Source organism: Cellulomonas sp. (assembly GCF_017744555.1).
Taxonomy (GTDB): Bacteria; Actinomycetota; Actinomycetes; order Actinomycetales; family Cellulomonadaceae; genus Cellulomonas.
In genome coordinates this window covers 1-642 of record NZ_JAGIBD010000117.1, presented here as the reverse complement: position 1 = coordinate 642, position 642 = coordinate 1, and the positions used below count along the sequence as shown (strand labels likewise).

Sequence of the window (642 nt, the reverse complement as noted above, 5' to 3'; positions counted from 1 at the left end):
TGCTCGAGGCGTGGTCGTGCTCGGCCACCGCGGTCGGTGCGTACCGCACGGTCCAGCCCCGCGCCCGCATGCGCCACGAGAGGTCGGTGTCCTCGTAGTACAGGAACAGGTCGGCGTCGACGCCGCCGGCGTCGAGGACGGCGGCACGTCGCAGGAGGCACGCCCCGCCGTTGACGCCGAAGACGTCGGCGCCGCCGCGCTCCGTGCCGTCGACCGCGAGCCAGTCGCGGTCCTGACCGGCGCCCCACCGGTCGACGACGTTGCCGGTCGAGTTCACGAGCCGGCGACCCGCCTCGTCGGCCCGGCTCAGCAGGACCTTCGCCGTCACCCCGCCGACCCGGGTGGCGTCGGGTGCCTCGACGGCGGCGAGCAGCTGCTCGACGGCGTCCGGCGCGTACCGCGCGTCGTCGTTCAGCAGCACGAGGTACGGCGTGGTCGTCGCCTCGACGGCGGCCGCGAGCCCGCCGGCGAACCCCAGGTTGCGGGGCGTGCGCAGCACGCGGACGTCGTCGCGGGCCGCCAGCAGCCCCGCGGTGCCGTCGACCGACGCGTTGTCGACCACGAGCACCTCGAGGCGGGGCGCGGCGGTCTGCGCGGCGAGCGAGTCGAGGCACGCCCCGAGGCGGTGCGCGGCGTTCCAGG

At 76.5% G+C, this 642-nt stretch carries 1 protein-coding gene; it reads right to left on the bottom strand.

All coding sequences use genetic code 11. The annotated features are described in order from the left end of the window. The coding region (locus J7523_RS20460; RefSeq protein ID WP_291890643.1) for a glycosyltransferase family 2 protein at positions 1-642 on the bottom strand (642 nt) is incomplete at both ends.